The sequence below is a fragment of the Streptomyces sp. NBC_01525 genome (assembly GCF_045040405.1).
Taxonomy (GTDB): domain Bacteria; phylum Actinomycetota; class Actinomycetes; order Streptomycetales; family Streptomycetaceae; genus Streptomyces; species Streptomyces benahoarensis.
Map to the genome: position 1 here is coordinate 4056670 of NZ_CP109397.1, position 16151 is coordinate 4072820.

General features: G+C 73.6%; 13 protein-coding genes and 1 pseudogene. 8 read left to right on the forward strand and 6 right to left on the reverse strand.

The features are described from left to right. Nucleotides 1–365 precede the first annotated feature (365 nt). Both OG422_RS18305 and OG422_RS18310 read right to left on the reverse strand, forming a co-directional pair. Complete coding sequence (locus OG422_RS18305) at nucleotides 366–737, reverse strand: beta/gamma crystallin domain-containing protein (RefSeq protein WP_405743738.1); 372 nt, start codon at nucleotides 735–737, stop codon at nucleotides 366–368. Between the two features lie 293 nt (nucleotides 738–1030). After that, entirely contained in the window at nucleotides 1031–1159 is a 129-nt protein-coding gene (locus OG422_RS18310; protein ID WP_405743739.1) for a hypothetical protein, read from the reverse strand. Between the two features lie 370 nt (nucleotides 1160–1529). Here OG422_RS18310 and OG422_RS18315 point away from each other — a divergent pair, with 370 nt between their 5' ends. The 4 genes from OG422_RS18315 to OG422_RS18330 all read left to right on the forward strand — a co-directional run bounded on the left by OG422_RS18315 (nucleotide 1530) and on the right by OG422_RS18330 (nucleotide 6035). Then, nucleotides 1530–1667 (forward strand): hypothetical protein, encoded by a 138-nt coding sequence (locus OG422_RS18315; RefSeq protein WP_405743740.1) that lies wholly within the window; start codon nucleotides 1530–1532, stop codon nucleotides 1665–1667. Between the two features lie 357 nt (nucleotides 1668–2024). Next, nucleotides 2025–4319, forward strand: a complete 2295-nt coding sequence (locus OG422_RS18320) for an RNA degradosome polyphosphate kinase (protein WP_405743741.1) — start codon at nucleotides 2025–2027, stop codon at nucleotides 4317–4319. After that, complete coding sequence (locus tag OG422_RS18325) at nucleotides 4303–5541, forward strand: CHAD domain-containing protein (protein WP_405743742.1); 1239 nt, start codon at nucleotides 4303–4305, stop codon at nucleotides 5539–5541. Before OG422_RS18320 ends, OG422_RS18325 begins: the two co-directional genes overlap by 17 nt. 53 nt (nucleotides 5542–5594) lie before the next feature. Beyond that, nucleotides 5595–6035, forward strand: a complete 441-nt coding sequence (locus OG422_RS18330; RefSeq protein ID WP_405747868.1) for an NUDIX hydrolase — start codon at nucleotides 5595–5597, stop codon at nucleotides 6033–6035. Between the two features lie 266 nt (nucleotides 6036–6301). On the opposite strand, the gene OG422_RS18335 is transcribed toward OG422_RS18330, so the two are convergent. After that, the gene (locus OG422_RS18335; RefSeq protein ID WP_405743743.1) at nucleotides 6302–6940 is read right to left on the reverse strand and encodes an RICIN domain-containing protein; all 639 of its coding nucleotides are present in this window, start codon (nucleotides 6938–6940) and stop codon (nucleotides 6302–6304) included. Between the two features lie 331 nt (nucleotides 6941–7271). Next, complete coding sequence (locus OG422_RS18340; RefSeq protein WP_405743744.1) at nucleotides 7272–8279, reverse strand: aldo/keto reductase; 1008 nt, start codon at nucleotides 8277–8279, stop codon at nucleotides 7272–7274. A 189-nt stretch (nucleotides 8280–8468) separates the two neighbouring features. Between OG422_RS18340 and OG422_RS18345 the strand changes: the two genes are divergently transcribed. Beyond that, nucleotides 8469–9338: a helix-turn-helix domain-containing protein gene (locus tag OG422_RS18345; protein ID WP_405743745.1), complete on the forward strand. Its 870-nt coding sequence runs from the start codon at nucleotides 8469–8471 to the stop codon at nucleotides 9336–9338. Nucleotides 9339–9464: 126 nt separating this feature from the next. On the opposite strand, the gene OG422_RS18350 is transcribed toward OG422_RS18345, so the two are convergent. Continuing rightward, on the reverse strand, nucleotides 9465–10283 hold the full coding sequence (locus OG422_RS18350; protein WP_143944672.1) for a class I SAM-dependent methyltransferase: 819 nt from the start codon (nucleotides 10281–10283) through the stop codon (nucleotides 9465–9467). A 193-nt stretch (nucleotides 10284–10476) separates the two neighbouring features. On the opposite strand from OG422_RS18350, the gene mshA reads away from it, so the two are divergent. The 3 genes from mshA (at nucleotide 10477) to OG422_RS18365 (ending at nucleotide 14830) form a co-directional block, all read left to right on the forward strand. Continuing rightward, complete coding sequence (gene mshA / locus OG422_RS18355) at nucleotides 10477–11889, forward strand: D-inositol-3-phosphate glycosyltransferase (protein ID WP_143944671.1); 1413 nt, start codon at nucleotides 10477–10479, stop codon at nucleotides 11887–11889. After that, nucleotides 11882–12427, forward strand: a complete 546-nt coding sequence (locus OG422_RS18360; RefSeq protein ID WP_405743746.1) for a YbjN domain-containing protein — start codon at nucleotides 11882–11884, stop codon at nucleotides 12425–12427. Before mshA ends, OG422_RS18360 begins: the two co-directional genes overlap by 8 nt. 666 nt (nucleotides 12428–13093) lie before the next feature. Further along, nucleotides 13094–14830, forward strand: coding sequence for a glycoside hydrolase family 55 protein (locus tag OG422_RS18365; RefSeq protein WP_405743747.1), 1737 nt, complete (start codon nucleotides 13094–13096; stop codon nucleotides 14828–14830). Nucleotides 14831–14878: 48 nt separating this feature from the next. Here OG422_RS18365 and OG422_RS18370 read toward each other — a convergent pair. Next, nucleotides 14879–16051: pseudogene (locus OG422_RS18370) on the reverse strand (MDR family MFS transporter); the annotation flags it as partial. Nucleotides 16052–16151 lie beyond the last annotated feature (100 nt).

Here is a 16151-nt window from a genome sequence, read left to right on the forward strand (position 1 = left end):
AGCCCGCGGCCAGGTCTGGTGGTTGGCCGGAGACCGGGCTCCGGATGCTGGCGGGCAGGTAACCGTGGCCCTGGACGGAGTGCTCGTGTCCTCCGCTTCGCTCGCCGCTGGCTGTGGACCGGCGAGATCACCACAGTCCTCGCACGACTCGCTTTCCTGCCGAACCCCGGCTGACGAGCAATAACGACTTGCCCCGACGGGCCTGATCGCCTACCGGAGCCGTGGATCCCGGCGCCCACCCGACGCGACAGCCGAGTCACCGGCATGCCCACCCTCACTTCGAGTGGCCGTGACGGTCCGCCGGAGGATCCGGCGGACCGTCACGAAATACCGAGGCTATTCAGCGGACTTCGACCTCGGCGAAATCAGTGAATCCGGATCGAAATGATCTTGTGGACGTGGCCGGGGTTCCATGCTTGCCGCTTTTGGAGGGTGACGCTGTCGAGCTTCGGGTTGTTCAAATCCTTCTGGTACTGGAGGGTCACGACGTTGTTCCCCGATTCGACCCAGTTGACGCCGTAAATGGCGACGGCCGTGGATCCGGCGTCGGCGTAACAGAGCATGTCATGGCCGTTGTTATTGTGGATCGTCAAAAAGGCGCGCTCGGTACAGGACGTACGGTGGATCGAGGCGACGGCGTTCGAGGGAGACACCGCCGTGGCGGGGACCGCCGCGGCGACCAATGCAGCCACAGAGGCGGCAGCGATACCAACGGAACGACGCACGGGCAGCTTCATTTCTTCCCTTTCCCCTACGGTTCAGAAGTCCCTACCCTCGCATATGCAGCGACCGCCGGGAGTGTTTCTCCCAGCCAATTTCACGTACCAATGACTCTTTTCCAACCTCCGGCCAGATTTTCGCCATTTGGCGAAAATGTGAATAGCCTACATTTCATTTGAGGCGGGGTCAGTTGATGCCGAAGTGCGAAGGTGCTTTCACGTTGGCGCTGAGCGCGTGAACTTGCCCGACCGGTTCCCCCGTTCAGGCAGCCCTCGGTGGCAGGGGTGTCCGGTAGTGCCTCCGCGATGGCCTACTCGCTGAGCCACTTCGCCATCCACCCCTCGTTCTGTGCGGAGATGACCCGTTCGCACTGACCGACGAAGGCGTCATCGGTGGCGGGGTCGGCGTCCTCGCAGCGGTGGGCCGTCAGGCTTTCCACGGGTCGACACGCAGACCGAGGCGCTGTTCGCCGGCACCCACGCACACGCCCTTGCCAAGGCGGGGCAGCGGCAGAAGGCCGTCCGGGAGATCGAACGCGCCCGCACCGCCATAAGTTCGGAAAAGGGCGACGGCGTGCCCTTCTGGGTACTGTCGTGGGGACCGCCCGCCGCCACCGTTCACAGCCGGACGGCCAAGGCCCTAGAAAGGCTCGGCGACCGGCGTCGGGCCGCGTCGATGTACGGTGCGGCAGCGGCGAGCCGACCGTCAGGTACCTACGCACGTATCGTCGCCCTGGACCTGGTGGCGCAGGCCGAGATGCAGGCAGCATCGAGCAGGCATGTGCCACCTGGGGCCGGGCGATGGACCACATGGACGGCGTACGCTCCGCGCGCACCACCAAGGCCATCACCAGCATGCGCCGCGACCTCGCCCGCTTCCGGGCCCGCGGCGTACGGTGCGCAGCCGCACTCGACGACCGCGCCGTCGACTTCCTCGCTCACACCTGACCGTGCCTCGGCCATCCTGGAGCGGGTCCGGGTGGTTCGACCGCACCGCAGACCGCCGCAGGCGCAGGGTGTTCTACTTCAATCGACTCAAATAGAACAAACGGGGGCCCGCGCGCCCCGCGCGCGGGCCGGATTCCGCCGCCCCGGCGCGCCCCGCACGCCCCCGTAGGCCGCGCCGTGTCCCCGCCCGGTAGTGCCCCGCTTGCCTGGTCGCCACGTTCACGTTACCGGTGGTTCAGGCGCGCTTGCGAGCATCGGTGAATGCAGCCCGCTGTGCCGAACGTTCCCCCACCACGGCTCTCAGCCGCTTACCCGTCCGACGCGCCTGGAACGCACGAGGCGCGGAAGAATGGGGACATGAACCAGCAGCCGAGCGCTCAGGTCCCCACCGCGACCGGCGAGCCGGCCCCGCCCCGGACCGCCGTGGCGACGCCGGACCGGGGCCCCGCGGCCCAGCCGTCGGTCGGTTCCCTCGCGGCCCACCGCCCGAACGCGGTCGCCCCGTCCGTCCCGGAGCTGGCGCCCGACCTCGACTCCGACCCGGACACGTACGAGGAGACCGCCACCCCCGAGGCGGGCGGCGAGGAGCTGCCCGCCGGACGCTTCCTCGACCGCGAGCGCAGCTGGCTGGCGTTCAACGAACGGGTGCTGGAGCTGGCCGAGGACCCGGCCACCCCGCTGCTGGAGCGCGCCAACTTCCTGGCGATCTTCGCGTCGAACCTCGACGAGTTCTTCATGGTCCGCGTCGCCGGACTCAAGCGCCGCATCGCCACCGGCGTCGCCACCCGCTCCGCCTCCGGCCTCCAGCCCCGCGAGGTCCTCGACCTCATCTGGACCCGCTCACGGGAGCTCATGGCCCGGCACGCCGCCTGCCACCAGCAGGACGTCGCCCCCGCCCTCGCCGACGCGGGCATCCACCTCATCCGCTGGCCCGAGCTGACCGAGAAGGAACAGGCCCGCCTGTTCACCCTCTTCCGTCAGCAGATCTTCCCCGTCCTCACTCCGCTGGCTGTCGACCCCGCGCACCCCTTCCCGTACATCTCCGGCCTCTCGCTGAACCTCGCCGTCGTCGTCCGCAATCCGGCCAGCGGCCACGACCACTTCGCACGGGTCAAGGTCCCGCCGCTGCTCTCCCGCTTCCTGGAAGCCTCCCCGCAGCGGTACGTCCCCCTTGAGGACGTCATCGCCGCCCACCTGGAGGAGCTGTTCCCGGGGATGGAGGTCCGCGCCCACCACATGTTCCGGGTCACCCGTAACGAGGACCTGGAGGTGGAGGAGGACGACGCGGAGAACCTCCTCCAGGCGCTGGAGAAGGAGCTGATGCGGCGCCGCTTCGGGCCGCCGGTGCGGCTGGAGGTCGAGGAGTCCATCGATCCGTCCGTCCTCGACCTGCTCGTCCAGGAACTGAAGATCTCCGAGGCCGAGGTCTACCCGCTGCCCGGCCCCCTCGACCTCACCGCGCTCTTCGGCATCGGCGCGCTGGACCGGCCCGAGCTGAAGTACTCCACGTTCGTCGCCGGGACCCACCGCGACCTCGCCGAGGTCGAGTCCGCGTCCGCGCCCGACATCTTCGCCGCGGTGCGCGCCCGGGACGTCCTGCTGCACCACCCGTACGACTCGTTCTCCACCTCCGTCCAGGCGTTCCTGGAGCAGGCGGCCGCCGACCCGGACGTCCTGGCGATCAAGCAGACGCTGTACCGCACGTCGGGCGACTCGCCGATAGTCGACGCGCTGATCGACGCCGCCGAATCCGGCAAGCAGGTCCTCGTCCTCGTCGAGATCAAGGCCCGCTTCGACGAGCAGGCCAACATCACATGGGCGCGGAAGCTGGAGGAGGCAGGCTGCCACGTCGTCTACGGGCTCGTCGGCCTCAAGACGCACTGCAAGCTGTCGCTCGTCGTCCGCCAGGAAGGCGAAACGCTCCGCCGCTACGCCCATGTGGGCACCGGCAACTACCATCCCAAGACCGCCCGGCTCTACGAGGACCTCGGCCTGCTCACCGCCGACCCGCAGGTCGGCGCGGACCTCTCCGACCTCTTCAACCGGCTCAGCGGCTACTCCCGGCGCGCCACCTACCGCCGCCTGCTGGTCGCCCCCCGCTCGCTGCGCGACGGGCTGCTCCAGCGGATCGCCAAGGAGATCACCCATCACCGGGCGGGCCGCCCCGCCTATGTCCGCATCAAGGTCAACTCCATCGTCGACGAGGCGGTCATCGACGCGCTCTACCGCGCCTCCCGGGCCGGGGTGCCCATCGACATATGGGTACGCGGCATCTGCGCGCTGCGCCCCGGAGTGCCCGGACTGAGCGAGAACATCCGGGTCCGCAGCATCCTCGGCCGCTTCCTGGAGCACTCCCGCGTCTTCGCCTTCGGCAACGGCGGCGAGCCCGAAGTGTGGCTGGGCAGCGCCGATATGATGCACCGGAACCTCGACCGGCGGATCGAGGCGCTGGTGCAGGTCACCGACCCCGCGCACCGCTCCGCCCTCAACAGGCTGCTGGAGACCGGGACGTCGGACACGACATCGTCCTGGCACCTCGGCCCCGACGGCGACTGGACCCGGAACGCGGTCGACGCGGACGGCAAGCCGTTGCGCAACGTACAGGAAATGCTCATTGACGCGCGGAGGCGCCGGCGTGGCCCAGCGACCTGACCTTCCGGCCGGGGGGCCGGGCGGTCTCATCGGAATCGGCAGCGGACCCGAGCCCGGCCCGGGGTGCGGCACCCGGGCCGCGGTGGTGGACGGACCCGGCCCGTACGGGTGCTCCTCCGAGGGGGCGGCGGGGACGGGGGAGACGCCGCCCGACGGCGTCACCGCCGGGCAGGCCCTCGCCGGGTACCTCCACGACCGGTCCGCGGACTTCCTGCGCAGCCTGCGGCAGCACCGCGAGAGCGGTTCGGACGCCGACGGCACCGAGGAGGCCGCCCGGCAGCTGCGCCGCGCCGCCCGCCGGATCAGCGCCACCCTGCACACCTTCCGGCCGCTGACCGAGGAGGCGTGGGCCGACCAACTCCGCGCCGAACTGGGCTGGTTGTCCGGTGCCCTCGCCCGTGAACACGCCCTCGCCGACCGCCGCGACCGCCTGATGGCCGCCCTCCAGCGCCTCACCGGCCGCACCGACCGGCCCCAGTCCGCCGGACGCGCCACCGGGCGCGGCGGCGACCGCACGGCCGCCGTCCGGGGCGCCGGACCGATGCGCGGACGCACCGCCGGCGGGCCCGCGGCGGAGCCGTCGGCGGGCGAGCCGGACACCGACGGGCTGCTGTCGGAGGGTGCCGCCCGCGCCGCCGCCCTCCTCGACCGGCAGCTCACCCTCGCCCGCAGCCGCGCCCACTCCGCCGCCCTCCAGGCCCTGGGCTCCGCCCGCTTCCACGCGCTCGCCGACGCCGTCGCGGTCCTGGCGTCCGAGGTGCCGCTGGCCCGCGCCGCGGGCACCGCCTCGGCCGCCGGGGCGCTCCACCCGCTCGCCGAGAACGCCCACCGCCGCCTCGCCGAGGCCGTCGCCGCGCTGCCGCCGGCCCGCGCCGGGCACGCCCACCAGGCTGACGCGCTCTCCGCCGAGCACCGCCAGGACGCCCCCTGGCACCAGGTGCGGACGCTGGTCCGGCTCAGCCGCTACGCCCAGGAGGTCGTCGCACCGGGGCGCGCCGACCCGCGGCTGACGGAGGCCGGGCGGGCGCTGGGCCGCCTCCGCGACGCCACCGAGGCCGCGTCCGCCGCGGCGTCCGCCGCCCGTACGCCCCGCATCGCCCCGGCCACCGCGTACGCCCTCGGCGTCCTCCACGCCGACCAGCGCCACGAGGTGGCCGCGGCCCGCCACACCTTCAGCCGCCTCTGGCTCCCCGGGCCCGCGCCCGAGAGCCGCTGGAGCTGACGCCCGCGCACGACGTCCCGAGGAGGCCCGTGACCGGCAGGAGGAGCGACGAGATGACGACGGTGAGCGAGAAGACGCCCGCTACCCCGGGGGCGCGTCCGATCCGGGCCGCGGGCTGTGTCCTGTGGCGCCCGGCCGGGTACGGCGACGGGCTGGAGATCGCGCTCGTCGGGCGGCCCAGGTACGGCGACTGGTCGCACCCCAAGGGCAAGCTGAAGCCGGGCGAGAGCTTCCGGGCCGCGGCGGTCCGCGAAACGGTCGAGGAGACCGGCATGACCTGCACCCTCGGCCCCCGGCTGCCCACCGTCCACTACGTCGTCGACGGCCACCCCAAGGAGGTCCGCTACTGGGCCGCCGAGGCCACCGGCGGCGACTTCACCCCCAACCGCGAGGTCGACCGGCTGCTGTGGCTGACCCCGGAGGCCGCCCGCGCGCGGGTGACGCAGGAGCGTGATCGGGGGTTGGTGGACGCGTTGCTGGAGGCGTTGCGGTGAGGGGCGTGCGCTCCCAGGGCGTGCGCCCCTGAGTGCGGGTGAGCGCCCCTCGGCCGGGCGCTCACATGCGCGAGCGGGCGCGCCTCGGCCGGGCGTCTCCGTATCCGCGCGTACGTGGACGGGGTATCCGCGTGTACGTGGACGGGCGCGCCTCGGCCGGGCGTCTCCGTATACGCGGTATAGGCGCGTATACGGGCGGGCGCGGCCACTCCAGCCGCGCCACACCCGCCCGCCCCGTATCCGGATCGGGAACGCCCGCCTCCGGCTCAGGAATGCGCCGGCCGGACCTCCCACACCTGGCTGCTGTTCCCGTTGGCCTTGTTCAGCTCCAGTCGGGGCGGATAAATGAGCAGCGGCGAGATGTCCAGCGTGTAATTCGGGTCCTCGGCGGAGAGCAGTCGATAGGTGCCGGGCGCGCCCGCCGGGGTGAGGCGCCAGGCCATCGGCGCCGTCCGCGCGGCCACCGGCTGGTGGGCACTCGGCCCGCCGCGGTGGCCGAGGAACGCGCCGCTGCGCACATTGCGGAGCGTGCACGCGCCGCCGTCGTCGCAGCGGATGTCCCACCGCTGCGCGTCCGGCCCCTGCACGTCCGGCCCCTGCACGTCCGGCCGCTCCGCGGGCGGCCGCTCCGCGGGCGGCACCAGCGTGGCGTGCGCGTCCGGGTCCGCGACCTGCTGCGTCACCAACTGGCCGCGCTGGCCCAGCGTATAGACGCCATCGGCTACCGGGGCGGTGGGCGCCGGAGGGGTGGCCGCGGCGCCGACGCCGGGCACGGCGGCGGCCAGCACGGCGACCACCCCGAGGGCGGCGGCGCGGACGGTACGACGGGACGCGCGGGGCCGGGACACCGGGCGCCGGGCGGCGGCGGACGGGCGGTCGGGGCGTGGTCGGGACGGCAGGGTCAACGTTCTCTCCCGGGTGCGGAATTCACGGATTCACGGTGCGCCCGTAATTCTCCTCCGGAAATCCCGGAATCCGGACGCCCGTCAAATCTAGTGCGGAATTCTTCCCCGGGGGCGGGTGGATCCGTGACGGCGGGCCGGGCGGGTGAAAGGAGTTCGAATTCCGGCGGCGGAATTCGAAAGGCCCGCCCGTGTGCGTTTTCCGCGCGGATCAGATACGGGTCGCGGCCCGGACGAGCCGGCGACGGCCCGACCGGCGGTTTCTTCGAGGACGCGGGCCCGGTGCCGTGGTGACCCAGGCACCGGGGCCCCCGAAGCCGCCGGAGCGGGCGCGTCACCGCCGCCGCAGCGACGCGTCCGCCAGCGCCGGAGGGACGTAGTAGTTGTCGGTGGGGTTGAGGTCGATGCCCGGCGGGACGATGGCGTCGATGCGGTCGAGGAGATCCGCGCTCAGCGTCACGTCCGCGCCCTCCAGCAGGCCGGTCAGCTGGTCGAGGGTGCGCGGCCCGATGATCACGGACGTCACCGCCGGATGGGCGAGGACGAACGCCGTCGCCAGATGCGGCAGCGACAGCCCCGCCTCCGCCGCCAGCTGCTTCAACTCCGCCACCGCCTCCGCCTTGCGGGCGTTCCCCGGCAGCGACAGGTCGAACTTCTGAGTCTCCAGCGACGCCCGCGAACTGACCGACAGATCCCGCCCGGACAGCCATCCGGCGCTCAGCGGACCCCAGGTCAGCACGCCCATGCCGTACCGCTGCGCGGTCGGCAGCACCGCCGCCTCCACACCCCGGGACAGGAGCGAGTACGGCGGCTGCTCGGTGCGGAAGCGGACGTGCCCGCGCCGCTCCGACACCCACTGCGCCTCGACGATCTGCTCGGCGGGGAACGTCGAACTCCCCACCGCCAGCACCTTTCCCGCCCGTACGAGATCCGACAGCGCGCCGAGCGTCTCGTCCAGGTCGGTGGCCGGGTCCGGGCGGTGCATCTGGTAGAGGTCGATGCGGTCGGTGCCCAGCCGCCGGAGGCTTTCCTCGACCGCGCGGACGATCCAACGCCGGGACCCGCCGCGCTGGTTGGGGTCGTCGCCCATGGGGTGGAAGAACTTCGTCGCCAGCACCACGTCGTCGCGGCGGCCCTTGAGCGCCCGGCCGACGATCTTCTCCGACTCGCCCGCCGCGTACATGTCGGCGGTGTCCACGAAGTTGATCCCGGCGTCCAGCGCCCGGTGGACGGCCCGCACGCTCTCGTCGGGGTCGGTGTTGCCCATGGGGCTGAGCATCATCGCGCCCAGCGCGAACTCGCTCACGGAGATCCCGGTGCCGCCGAGCGTCCTGTGCTTCATCTGCTGCTCCTCCTGCGGAGAGTGCGGGTGGTTGCCGTGTCCACGGCGGACGACGCCGCCCGCCGGTCCCCTACGGGTCCGGCGGCGCGCGGTGACCTCAGCCTGTGGCCCGCCCGCCCGCGCCACCAGACCCACCGCAACCTGGGTCCGGCAGAACCACCCGAGCGGGCCCCGCCGCATACTGGGCGGATGCCGTCTGCCGAAGCCGAGATCAGCTCGTTCCTCAAGGCCCGCCGCGCGGCGCTCGATCCGGACGCCCTCGGGCTGCCCGGCGGGCTGCACCGCCGCCGGGTGCGTGGCCTGCGCCGCGAGGAGGTCGCCCAGCTCGCCGGCATCAGCGTCGACTACTACACCCGCATCGAACAGGGCCGCGCCCCCGCGATCTCCGACGGAGTCCTCGACGCCCTCGCCGGGGCGCTGCGGCTGACCGGCGGGGAGGCGACGTATCTGCGCAACCTCGCGTCCCACGGCCGCCGCACACCGGACGCCCGGGGCCCGGACGACCCCGGCCGGACCGTACGGCCCGAGGTGCGGCAGCTGCTGCACGCGATGGACGGCGCGGTCCCGGCCATGATCTTCGGCCGGGGGCTGGATGTCCTCGCCTGGAACGCGCTGGGCGGCCGGATCGGCTTCGACCTCGACGCCATCGCCCCCGACCGGCGCAACTCCGCGCTGCTGGTCTTCCTCGACCCGGCGGCGCGCACCCTCCACCCGGACTGGGAACGCGTCGCCGAACAGGCCGTCGGCGCCCTGCGCGCCGAGAGCGGCCGCTACCCGGACGACCCGCGCATCCGGGCCGTGGTCGGCGAACTCCTCGACCGCAGCCCGGAGTTCCGTACGGCGTGGGAGGCGCAGGCGGTCAGCGAATGCCGGTACGGCGTGAAGCGGATCGTGCACCCGCAGGTCGGCGCCCTGGACATCACCTTCGAAAGCCTCCGCCTCGCCGCGGAGGACGACCAGCTCCTCGTCACGTACAGCGCTCAGGAAGGCTCCCTGACGGAAACCCGGCTGCGGGAGCTGGCCCGGCGGGTGGCGGGGGAGCGGGTCCCGGCGGCGTAAGGGGGCCGGGTGCGGGCGCCGGGCCGGTGGGCCGGGCACGAGGCCGGGGGCCGGAGGCGCCGGGCCGGGGGCCGGGCGTGGGGCCGCGTCGGGTTCGGCCCTGCCGCCGGGCCCGCTGCCGCCCCCTCACCCCCGAGGCGCCACCGCCTCCCACCGCACCGTGATCTCGCCCTGACGGCGGCGGCGCGGGTCGCCGGTCAGCGGCCAGTCGGCGGCCAGCGCGCGGGTGGCGGCCAGCCAGCGCTGCCGGGCGCCGAGCGCGCCGAGCGGGGCCGCCGCCGCCCAGGCGCGGTCGAAATCGCGGAGGAAGGCGTGCACCGGCTCGCCCGGCACATTGCGGTGGATCAACGCCTTCGGCAGCCGTTCGGCCAGGTCGGACGGGGTGTCCAGGGAGGCGAGCCGGGCCGCGAAGGTCACCGTGCGCGGCCCCTCCGGGCCCAGCGCCACCCACACATGGCGGCGCCCGATCTCGTCGCAGGTGCCCTCGACCAGCAGCCCGTCCGGCGCCAGCCGCGCGCAGAGCCGCCGCCAGACCGCCGTGACCTCGTCCTCGTCGTACTGCCGCAGCACATTCGCCGCGCGGATCAGCACCGGCGCCCGCCCCGGGGCGCCGGGCAGCGGCACCTCGAAGCCGCCGTGCCGGAACTCCAGCCCGGACCGCTCGAACGGCCGGGCCGCCGCCACCCGCTCCGGATCGATCTCCACCCCGACCACCCGCGCGTCCGGCCGGGCCGTCCGCAACCGCGTCAGCAGCTCCAGCGCCGTCCAGGGCGCCGCCCCGTACCCGAGATCGACGGCGACCGGGTCCCCGCTGCGCCGCAGCGCCGCCCCGTGCTCGGCGGCGATCCAGCGGTCCATCCGGCGCAGCCGGTTGGGGTTGGTCGTGCCCCGGGTGGCGTTCCCGACGGGACGGGCGGACGCGGGGACGGAGGAGCGGCGGGGCATACGACGAGCCTAAGCGGCCCGAGCGGAATCCCGTCCGCCTCGCAATCGTCACGTCCAGTCGGCACCCCGCCGCGCACGGTCACGGTTCGATAACGGCGGGAACTCGGGCGGTCCGGGGGAAATGGATGCCGCGCCCGCGTTGTTACACCAGGCCGGAGGCGCGCAGCCCGCCACAGGAGAGAGGTAGCTCGCAGTGAGCCCATACGTGTCCCGGCTCCGCAGCCGTCCCCTCGGCCAGCACCCGGGCCCGTCCCGGCTGCGGCTCCCCGGAGCCGCCCGCCGCCCCCGCCGGGTGGCGATGCTCAGCGTCCACACCTCCCCGCTCCACCAGCCCGGCACCGGCGACGCGGGCGGTATGAACGTCTACATCGTCGAGCTCGCCCGGAAGCTCGCCGCGATCAACATCGAGGTGGAGATCTTCACCCGCGCCACCACCGCCACCCTCCCGCCCGCCGTGGAGCTGGCCCCCGGCGTCCTCGTCCGCCACGTCGACGCCGGACCGTACGAAGGGCTCGCCAAGGAGGAGCTGCCCGCCCAGCTGTGCGCCTTCACCCACGGCGTGATGCAGGCATGGGCGGGCCACCGCCCCGGCTACTACGACCTCGTCCACGCCCACTACTGGCTCTCCGGCCACGTCGGCTGGCTCGCCGCCGAACGCTGGGGCGTCCCCCTCGTCCATGCCATGCACACCATGGCCAAGGTCAAGAACGCCTCGCTCGCCGAGGGCGACACCCCCGAGCCCGCCGCCCGCGTCATCGGCGAGACCCAGATCGTCCGCGCCGCCGACCGCCTCATAGCCAACACCGCCGAGGAGGGCGACGAGCTGGTCCGCCATTACGACGCCGACCCCGGCCGGGTCGCCGTCGTCCACCCCGGCGTCAACCTCGACCGCTTCCGCCCCACCGGCCCCGGCGCCACCCCCGTCACGCTGACCGGCCCCGGCGCGGGCGCCTCCGTCGCCGCCAGCCGCGCCGCCGCCCGCGACCGCCTCGGCCTGCCGCAGGACGCCCTCATCCCCCTCTTCGCCGGGCGGATACAGCCCCTGAAGGCCCCCGACGTGCTGCTCCGCGCCGTCGCCGTCCTCCTGGAGGAGCGGCCGGAGCTGCGCTCCCGGCTCGTCGTCCCGGTGGTCGGCGGCCCCAGCGGCAGCGGCCTGGCCAAGCCCGAAGAGCTCCAGAAACTCGCCGCCCTGCTCGGCATCGCCGACGTCGTCCGCTTCCGCCCACCGGTCGGCCAGCAGCAGCTCGCCGACTGGTACCGCGCCGCGTCCGTGCTGGTCATGCCCTCGTACAGCGAATCCTTCGGGCTCGTCGCCATCGAGGCGCAGGCGTGCGGTACGCCGGTGATCGCGGCCGAGGTCGGCGGCCTGCCGGTGGCCGTCCGCGACGGCGTCACCGGCCATCTCGTCCCCGGCCACGACCCGGCCGACTACGCCCGCGCCCTGGCCCGCTTCGTCGCCGCCCCGGCGCTGCCCGCCACGATGGGCGCGGAGGCCGCCCGGCACGCCCAGTCCTTCGGCTGGGACACGGCGGCCGCCGCCACCGGCGACGTCTACACCGCCGCACTGCAGGAGAGGCGCCGTCACCTACGATCACCCCATGGCTGACGAGGTGGCTGACGTGAAGGACGGGCGGACGGACCGGGGCGACGCAGCGGCCGCTGCCGCGGTGATCGAGCGCACGCTCGGCGACGCCGGACTGGAGTGGGAGTCGCCCGCCCCCGGCCGCTACGTCGTCACCCTGCCCGGCACCCGCAAGCTCTCCACCACCTGCTCCCTCGTCGTCGGCCGCCACTCCCTCTCCGTCAACGCCTTCGTCGTACGGCACCCCGACGAGAACCACGAGGCCGTCCACCGCTGGCTGCTGGAGCGCAACACCCGCCTCTACGGCATGAGTTACGCGATCGACCGGCTCGGCGACATTTACCTCGTCGGCAAGTTCCCCCTCGCCGCCGTCACCGAGGAGGAGCTGGACCGCATCCTCGGCACCGTCCTGGAGAACGCCGACGGCAGCTTCAACACCCTGCTGGAGATGGGCTTCGCGACGGCGATCCGTAAGGAGTACGCGTGGCGGGTGGCCCGGGGGGAGTCGACGCGGAACCTTGAGGCGTTCTCGCATCTGACCCGGGGAGTGGGGGAGGAGTGAGGCCGGGGAGGGTGCCTGCCCTCCTGCCTGCCCCTCCCCGGCCTCACTCCTCCGCCCCGCCTCGCCCCGAACCCTTCGGCAGAGGCCGGGGTCGATGCCGGTCGTCGGCGTCAAGCCTCCGCCCGAACGCCCCCACCGGCTTCATCGAACCCGTCGAACGCGCCGTGGCCGCCGGCCCGTTGGGCCCGTGGTGTCCGCCCGACCCATCCGCCCCGCCCGTCCCCCACGCCACCCCCACGATCAGGCTGACCGTCATCACCGAGGCGGCCACCGTCGCCGCCCGCCGGATCACCCGCTGCTCCGCCGCATCCATACGTACCGCTCCCTCCGCCTCCGTGCACGGCTGTTCCGGCGCCCGGTGCCGCACCTCGCCGCATCGCGCGCGAAGCCCCGTCCGGTGCGGCGCCCCCGCCTTCCCTACGGATTCCACCGGGCGGCCGCCGCGCTGCCGCGGACCCCGTGTTCAGCATCGTGGGCCCGCTCGGCCCGGCGCGAGGGGGCTGACACCCATATCCGCGGTGCGGCCACCCCGACAGCGCGCCGCCGGACCCGAACGCCACGGCTCTCCGGTCCGGCCCTCTTCCGTCCGTCCGCGACCCGTGGCATCCTCACGCCGTCTGCTACCTGAACGACGGTCACATACATATACGTGGGAGGGCGGGGCGGATGGAGACCACCAGGAGAGGGCTGCTCGGCAGCGCGATCGGCGTCGCCGCGGCGGCAGCCCTGCCATCCGGCACCGCGAGCGCCGCACCCCGGACCGGCACCACCCCCGGCCGGCCGCCGGTCCCGGGTGAGCCGGTCCCGGGTGAGCCGGTCCCGGCGCATGCCCGGGGCCGCACGGCCGCTCTCTGGCGGGAGTTCACCCGTACCCCCTTCACCCACCCGCAGATCCCCTACGTGGGACGGGCCGGATACCGCGGCGGCGCGGATCTGCCCCGGCGTCCCGTAGTGGCCGACGTCGTCCGGGATTACGGTGCCCGGCCCGACGGTTCCGCCGACGCCGCGCCCGCCCTCAACCGCGCGCTACGGGACGCCGGGCGGCGCGGCGGCGGCACCGTGTACGTCCCGCCGGGCACGTACCGCATCGACGGCATCGTCCGGATCGGGCACGACCGTGTCGTCCTGCGCGGCGCGGGCAGCGGCCGCACCACGCTGCACGCCACCCGCAGCCTCACCGACCTCATCGGGCCGTACGGCAGCCGGTACGGCGGCGACAAGTCCAGCTGGTCCTGGGCGGGCGGCCTCATCTGGCTCTGTCCGCAGGCCCGTTGGGAGTCGCTGACCGACGCGATCAAGGCCCGGGACCGGCCGTTCGAGGGCTGGACCGGCAACCGCCGCGACGCCTGGCGCACGCTCACCGCCGTCCGCCCCGCCCGCCGCGGCGACCGTACCGTCACCGTCACCGACACCACCGCGCTGCGCCCCGGCGCCCGCGTCCTCCTCCAGCTCTCCGACGACGCCGACCACACCCTGCTGCGCCATATGAGCGGCGACATTCCGGGCGCCGCCGTGTACTCCTGGGACGACAAGACCAAGCTCACCTCGTACGTCCCCTACGAGTGGCCCTGCCGGGTCACCGCCGTCGAACCCCGACACCGCCGCATCACCCTCGACCGTCCGCTGCCGCTCGACGCCCGACCCGCCTTCCACCCCCGCCTCACCACCCACGTCACGCCGCTGACCGGCGCCGGAGTCGAGGCGCTCACCCTGGAGATGACCGAAACCCCGCAGTCCCCGCACCTCCTCGACAAGGGCTACAACGGCGTCGCTCTCCAGTGCGCCTGGGACTGCTGGGTCGACGACGTCCACGTCCGCCACGCCGACAACGGCTTCCTGCTCGTCGCCGCCAAGGCGTGCACACTGCGCCGCACCCGCGTCTCCGGGCGCGGCAGCCACCACCCGTACTGCTGCCGCGAGGGCTCGCACGACAACCTCGTCGAGGACTTCACCCTCGACCGCCGTACCGTCCCGGCGCCGCCCGGCACCCAGCTGCACGGCATCAACGTCGAGGGGCTGTCCAGCCACAACGTCTGGTCACGGGGCCGGATGGCGATGGGCACCTTCGACACCCACCGCGGGCTTCCGTTCGCCAACGTCCGTACGGACATCACCGTCACCAACGACGGCGCCCACGGCGGCGACGGCAGCGCCGGGCCGCTCTACGGCGCCCGCTTCACCCACTGGAACATCACCGTCACCAACCACCGCGCCGGTTGCGTACGGCTCGACGACATCGCCCCGTACAGCGCGACCGTCGCGATCGGCGAGGTCCGGCCGTTCGGGCAGATCGACACCCCCGACTTCAGCGGACCGCTGCGCACCCGCGCCGAGCTGTACGGACATCCGGGCGCGGTCTTCCCGCCCAACCTTCACGACGCGCAGCGTGCGCTGCGGCTGTGAGGCGCCGGTGCCCGGCAGACGGCGCAGCAGCAGCGCGTAGCCGACCGCCGCGACGGTGCCGACGACGGCGCAGCCCGCCCACAGGAGGTCGGGACCGTAGCGGTCGATGACGGTGCCGCCGACCAGCGGCGCGGTCAGCGAGGCGACCGACCACGACAGGGAGTACATGCCCTGGTAGCGGCCGCGGGCATGGGTGGGGGAGAGGCGGACCACCAGCCCCATCTGTGTGGGGGAGTTGATGATCTCGCCGAGCGTCCAGACGGCGACCGTCACCGCGTACACCGCGACCGAACCGCCGACCGCGGTCAGCCCGAAGCCGTACCCGGCCAGCAGCGCGGAGCCGATCAGCAGCATCGCGGGGCTGCGGTGTTCGATGAAGCGGGTGACCGGTATCTGGAGCAGCACGATCAGCGCGCCGTTGACGGCGATGACCAGCCCGAAGTCGCCGCTGCCGAACCCGTCGCGGCCCATCGACACCGGCAGCGACACATACGCCTGCTGGAAGAGGAGCGCGAGGAGGAGGTTCAGGCCGACGACGGTCATGAAGCGGCCGTCGCGCGCCACCGTCAGCATGGACACCGGCGCGGGCGCCTCCCGCGCCTCCGCGCCCGGCTCCGCCACCCGCGGGCGGGACTCCGGCAGCTTGCCGAACACCACCAGCGCGCAGACCAGCACGAGCGTCGCCTCGCCGAGGAACAGCGTCAGATAGCCGTGTTCGGCGATCAGTCCGGCGACCGTCGAGGAGACGGCGAAGCCGATGTTGATCGCCCAGTAGTTGAGCGCGAAGGCACGGGTGCGGTCCTCGGGCGCGACGATGTCCGCCATCATCGCCTGGACGGCGGGCCGCGAGGCGCTGGCGGCGGCGCCGACGGCGGCCGCCACCGCCGCGATGGCCACCGGATGCGTCATGAAGCCGAGCGTCGCCACCGACACGGCGGTGGCCAGCTGCGACACCAGCATCGTCGGCCGCCGCCCGGCCCGGTCGGTCAGCACCCCCGCCCCGAGGGACCCCACCACGCCGCCGAGCCCGTACAGCGCACCGACCAGCCCGGCGTACGAGGCGGAGTAGCCGCGCTCGACGGTCAGATAGAGGGCGAGGAACGTCGCGACGAAGCCACCGAGGCGGTTGACCAGGGTGCTGGTCCACAGCCACCAGAACTGCGCCGGAAGACCCGAAAAACTCGCGGGCAGCGCCCTGGTGAGCCGCGATGCTGCGGACATGACGTGTACCCCCGACGGTGAACGGATGACGGCGCCGCGCACGGCACCCGACCGGAACGGCGACGCCCCCACCGGGCGCCGCCACCGACCGGAAAGCTAC

What these genes read in the sequence shown, in the direction of transcription:
- OG422_RS18305 (WP_405743738.1), bottom strand. Translation starts at nt 737, where the DNA reads ATGAAGCTGCCCGTGCGTCGTTCCGTTGGTATCGCTGCCGCCTCTGTG.
- OG422_RS18315 (WP_405743740.1), top strand. Translation starts at nt 1,530, where the DNA reads ATGGACGGCGTACGCTCCGCGCGCACCACCAAGGCCATCACCAGCATG.
- OG422_RS18320 (WP_405743741.1), top strand. Translation starts at nt 2,025, where the DNA reads ATGAACCAGCAGCCGAGCGCTCAGGTCCCCACCGCGACCGGCGAGCCG.
- OG422_RS18330 (WP_405747868.1), top strand. Translation starts at nt 5,595, where the DNA reads ATGACGACGGTGAGCGAGAAGACGCCCGCTACCCCGGGGGCGCGTCCG.
- OG422_RS18340 (WP_405743744.1), bottom strand. Translation starts at nt 8,279, where the DNA reads ATGAAGCACAGGACGCTCGGCGGCACCGGGATCTCCGTGAGCGAGTTC.
- OG422_RS18345 (WP_405743745.1), top strand. Translation starts at nt 8,469, where the DNA reads ATGCCGTCTGCCGAAGCCGAGATCAGCTCGTTCCTCAAGGCCCGCCGC.
- OG422_RS18350 (WP_143944672.1), bottom strand. Translation starts at nt 10,283, where the DNA reads ATGCCCCGCCGCTCCTCCGTCCCCGCGTCCGCCCGTCCCGTCGGGAAC.
- OG422_RS18360 (WP_405743746.1), top strand. Translation starts at nt 11,882, where the DNA reads ATGGCTGACGAGGTGGCTGACGTGAAGGACGGGCGGACGGACCGGGGC.
- OG422_RS18365 (WP_405743747.1), top strand. Translation starts at nt 13,094, where the DNA reads ATGGAGACCACCAGGAGAGGGCTGCTCGGCAGCGCGATCGGCGTCGCC.